At 63.7% G+C, this 4,257-nt stretch carries 2 protein-coding genes; both read left to right on the top strand.

Annotated features, from left to right (window positions below):
• Positions 1–2,125: glutamate synthase-related protein (locus VMI09_09660; GenBank protein ID HTQ24952.1), on the top strand; the 2,125-nt coding region annotated here is incomplete at its 5' end.
• A gap of 468 nt (positions 2,126–2,593) precedes the next feature.
• Positions 2,594–4,039: a glutamate synthase subunit beta gene (locus VMI09_09655; GenBank protein HTQ24951.1), complete on the top strand. Its 1,446-nt coding sequence runs from the start codon at positions 2,594–2,596 to the stop codon at positions 4,037–4,039.
• Positions 4,040–4,257: the final 218 nt, after the last annotated feature.

The raw sequence follows: 4,257 nt of genomic DNA, 5'->3' as shown, positions 1-4,257 counted from the left end.
GTGGCGTCGCCGCGGCGAGTACCACATGTACAACCCCAACACCATCGCCAAGCTCCAGCACTCCGTGCGCTCCGGCAACTACCGCCTGTTCAAGGAGTACAGCAAGCTCGTCGATGAGCAGAGCCGCTCTCTCTCGACGCTGCGCAGCCTGCTCAAGTTCAAGCACGAGCGCCCGCCCGTTCCGATCGAGGAAGTCGAGCCGGCCGCCGAGATCGTCAAGCGCTTCAAGACCGGCGCGATGTCGTTCGGATCGATCAGCAAGGAAGCGCACGAGAACCTCGCGATCGCGATGAACCGCATCGGCGGCAAGAGCAACACCGGCGAAGGCGGCGAGGATCCCGCCCGCTTCAACCGCGATCCCAATGGCGATTGGCGGCGCAGCGCGATCAAGCAGGTCGCCTCCGCGCGCTTCGGCGTGACCAGTCATTATCTCGTCAATGCCGACGAGCTGCAGATCAAAATGGCTCAGGGAGCCAAACCGGGCGAGGGCGGTCAGCTTCCCGGCCACAAGGTCGATGACTTCATCGCCAAGATTCGCTACTCGACTCCGGGCGTGGGGCTCATCTCGCCGCCGCCTCATCACGATATCTATTCCATAGAGGACCTCGCCCAGCTCATCCACGACCTCAAGAACTCCAACAACCGCGCGCGCGTCAGCGTGAAGCTGGTCGCCGAGGTTGGCGTCGGCACCATCGCCGCGGGCGTTGCCAAGGCGAAAGCCGATGTCGTCCTGATCAGCGGCTACGACGGCGGCACCGGCGCATCGCCGATCCAATCGATCAAGCACGCGGGCATCCCGTGGGAACTCGGCCTCGCCGAGACCCAGCAGATCCTGGTGCTCAACGGGCTGCGCGGACGCATCCACGTCGAAACCGACGGGCAGTTGAAGACCGGCCGTGACGTCGCGATCGCCGCTCTCCTCGGCGCGGAGGAATTCGGCTTCGCCAGCGCCGCCCTGGTCGCCTCGGGATGCATCATGATGCGCGTGTGCCATCTCAACACCTGCCCGGTCGGAATCGCGACCCAGGATCCCGAGCTGCGCAAGAAGTTCGAGGGCAAGCCCGAGCACGTCGTGAACTTCATGATGTTCATCGCGGACGAGCTGCGCGAGTACATGGCCGCGCTCGGCTTTCGCACCCTCGCTGACATGGTCGGGCACGTCGAATGCCTCGATGCGAACGAAGCGATCCAGCATTGGAAGGCGCGCAACGTCGACCTCACCCAGATTCTGCACAAACCCGATGTGGGCCCCGACGAGCCGCTGCATTGCATCGAGTCGCAGGACCACGGCCTCGACGCCGCCCTCGACAATCAGTTAATCGAACTGGCGAAAGACGCCATCGCGCACGAGAAGGCGGTCGAAATCAACCTGCCGATTCGCAACGTGAACCGCACCGTAGGGACGATGCTCTCTGCCGAAGTCTCCCGCCATCATGGCGCGGAAGGCCTGCCGCCCAACACCATCAAGGTCCACCTCCGCGGCTCCGCCGGCCAAAGCTTCGGCGCATGGCTGGCCCCCGGCATCGCTCTTCATTTGGAAGGCGACGCCAACGACTACTGCGGCAAAGGTCTCTCCGGCGGCTTTATGGCGGTACGCCCCCCAGCCGACGCGACTTTCAAAGCCGAAGAGAACATCCTGATCGGCAACGTCGCGCTTTACGGCGCAACCGGCGGCGAAGCATTCTTCCGCGGCGTCGCAGGCGAGCGCTTCGCAGTCCGCAACAGCGGCGCGCATGCGGTCGTGGAAGGCGTGGGCGACCACGGCTGCGAATACATGACCCGCGGCCTCGTAGTAGTGCTGGGCAAAACCGGCCGCAACTTCGCCGCAGGAATGTCAGGCGGCATCGCCTACGTCCTCGACGAAGACGGCTCCTTCGCCCAACGCTGCAACATGGGCATGGTAGAACTAGGCGCGGTCAACGACCCCGACGACCTCAAACAACTCCACGCCCTGATCGAGCGCCACAGGCAATACACCGGAAGCGCGGTCGCCGAACGCCTGCTGAAAGACTGGGACCGCTCAGCCAAAAAGTTTGTGAAGGTACTACCAACCGAATACCGCGCCGTCCTCGAACGCCAACACCTGGGCGCCAACAACGACATGGCCCGCCTCGCCGCGGTCTGATGGAGTTCAGCCGAGCCACGATGGTGTCATTCCGAAAATTTTTATTGAGGAATCCCGGTTTTTCGCTTGAACCATCGCGAACTATCGCACCACCGCGCGTGTTAACCCTCCGAACCGCAGCCCGAAGGGGCGCGCGTCATCGCGCGCAGCGCGCCAGCGCTCGCGAGGCGGAGCGTAAGCGGAGTCTCGCGACAAACGGGAAGTCACAAGAGGTTTGCAACGCGTGTTGACCCTCCGAACCGCAGCCCGAAGGGGCGCGCGTCATCGCGCGCAGCGCGCGAGCGCTCGCGAGGCGGAGCGTAAGCGGAGTCTCGCGACAAACAGGAAGTCACAAGAGGTTTGCAACGCGTGTTGACCCTCCGAACCGCAGCCCGAAGGGGCGCGCGTCATCGCGCGCAGCGCGCCAGCGCTCGCGAGGCGGAGCGTGAGCGGAGTCTCGCGACAATCAAAAAGAGAGAGCTAACCTAAATGGGCAAAATCACGGGCTTCATGGAGATCAAACGCGAGACGCCAAGCCGGCGCCCCGTCGCCGAGCGCCTCAAGGACTGGCGCGAGTTCGATCTCAAGATGCCCGAAGCCAACCTCCAGGCCCAGGGCGCGCGATGCATGGATTGCGGCATCCCGTTCTGCCACAAGGGCTGCCCGCTCGGGAACATCATCCCCGATTGGAACGACCTCATCTATCGCGGCCGATGGCGCGATGCGATCGATCGCCTGCACTCCACCAACAACTTCCCCGAATTCACCGGCCGCGTCTGCCCCGCACCATGCGAGGAAGCCTGCGTCCTCAACATCAACAACGACCCCGTCACCATCAAGCTGATCGAAAAGAACATCATCGATCATGCCTGGAAAGAAGGATGGGTCGCGCCGCAGCCGCCCGTGCGCAAGACCGGCAAGCGCGTCGCCGTTGTCGGCTCCGGCCCCGCGGGCCTCGCCTGCGCGCAGCAGCTCGCGCGCGCCGGCCACGCCGTCACGCTTTACGAGCGCTCCGACCGCGTCGGCGGCCTCCTGATGTACGGCATCCCCGACTTCAAACTCGAAAAACACTACGTAGAGCGCCGCGTCGAGCAGATGCAGGCCGAGGGCGTCGAAGTCGTGACAAATTGTCGAGTAGGCTTCGATATCCACGCCGACGAGATGCGCACGAAGTTCGACGCGATCTGCCTGACGATGGGCGCGACCAAGCCGCGCGACCTGCCCATCCCCGGCCGCGATCTCAAGGGCATCCACTACGCGATGGAATTCCTGCCCCAACAGAACAAGCGCAACTTCGGCGACACCATCGACCCCTCGATCTCCATCACCGCCCAGGGCAAGAAAGTCGTGATCCTCGGCGGCGGCGACACCGGCTCCGACTGCCTCGGCACCTCCAACCGCCAGGGCGCCGCCAGCGTGCATCAATTCGAACTGCTCCCCGTTCCGCCCGAGAGCCGCACAACCGAGATGCCCTGGCCGGACTGGCCGATGATCCTGCGCACCTCCAGCTCCCACGAAGAAGGTGTAATCCGCGACTGGAGCATCAACACCAAGCGCTTCCTCGGCGAGAACGGCACGGTAAAGAAGCTCCACGGCGTGAAGCTCAACTGGAAGCGCGACGGCGCGCGCATGGTGATGGAAGAAATCCCGGGCAGCGACTTCGAACTCGACTGCGACCTCGTCCTCCTCGCCCTGGGCTTCCTGGGCCCGGAACCCGAAGGCATCATCACCGAACTGGGCCTGAAGCTCGACCCGCGCAGCAACATAGCGACAGATAACTATCAGTCAAGCGACCCCAAGGTATTCGCCTCCGGCGACGCCCGCCGCGGCCAATCCCTCGTGGTATGGGCAATCTGGGAAGGCCGCGAATGCGCCCGCGCCTGCGACGCCTACCTGATGGGCGAAACATTCCTCCCCGCCAGCCCCGAACTGTAGGGAGTCTGGTTCTCTCCCGTTACTTTACGGGAGAGGAAGCCGAGCGGAGCGAGGAGGTGAGGGCTGCTCCTCTGTCCGTCATTCTGAGCGAAGCGAAGAATCTCAGCGATGCGCGCTGAGAACGAATCTATGAATTGACCACGATTCCATGTTCACCAAGACAGCCGCCTTCTACGACGCAATCTACAGCTTCAAGAACTACCCCGACGAAGCCGCCT

Source organism: Candidatus Binataceae bacterium, from assembly GCA_035500095.1.
Taxonomy (GTDB): domain Bacteria; phylum Desulfobacterota; class Binatia; order Binatales; family Binataceae; genus JAKAVN01.
This window is presented reverse-complemented; position numbering and strand designations above follow the sequence as displayed.

Coding starts and splice junctions, on each gene's coding strand:
- VMI09_09655 (HTQ24951.1), top strand. CDS start 2,594: ATGGGCAAAATCACGGGCTTCATGGAGATCAAACGCGAGACGCCAAGC.